This window comes from Lamprobacter sp. (genome assembly GCF_034860625.1).
Classification (GTDB): domain Bacteria; phylum Pseudomonadota; class Gammaproteobacteria; order Chromatiales; family Chromatiaceae; genus Lamprobacter.
The window spans coordinates 1-556 of sequence record NZ_JAYESN010000743.1 but is presented as its reverse complement, the minus strand read 5'-3'; the positions used below and the strand labels follow the sequence as shown (position 1 = coordinate 556).

Sequence of the window (556 nt, the reverse complement as noted above, 5' to 3'; positions counted from 1 at the left end):
GCGGTCGCACGGGCCTTTCGTCGGCATCGCGGCAAGGCCGTCAGTCTGGTGGCGGCCGGCTTTCCGGTCGCGGAGGCCATCGCGCCGATCCTGGTGGTCGCCGTGGCTGCAGCGCTCGGCTGGCGCACGACCTGGTGGCTGATCGCGGGGCTGCTGATCCTGCTGGCCGGGGTCTTGCTCGCGTTGCTTGGGCGTCATGTCCCGGAGCGTCCCAGCCTCGAGGCCGGATCATCCGGTGAGCCTGCGCCCTGGACGCGGGCACAGGTATTGCGCGATCGACGCTTCTATCTGATCCTGCCGGCGCTGATGGGCGCGCCCTTCATCGCCACCGCCGTGTTCTTTCATCAGGTGCCGCTGGCCGAGTCCAAGGGCTGGACCCTGGCCTGGCTGGCGGCGAGCTTTCCCGCCTTTGCGGCGGCGCACCTGTTATCACTGTCGTTCAGCGGCCCCTTGATCGATCGCCTCGGTGCGCGTCGACTGCTGCCCTGGCATCTGACGCCCTTGTTGCTGGCCCTTCTGGCGCTCGCGCTCGCCAATGGACCTTGGTTGGCGCCGC

The 556-nt window shown here is 69.2% G+C and carries 1 protein-coding gene; it reads left to right on the top strand.

What is annotated here, in order from left to right; all coding sequences use genetic code 11:
* A partial coding sequence (locus VBE63_RS31090) for an MFS transporter (protein WP_323686792.1) occupies positions 1–556 on the top strand: 556 nt, incomplete at both ends.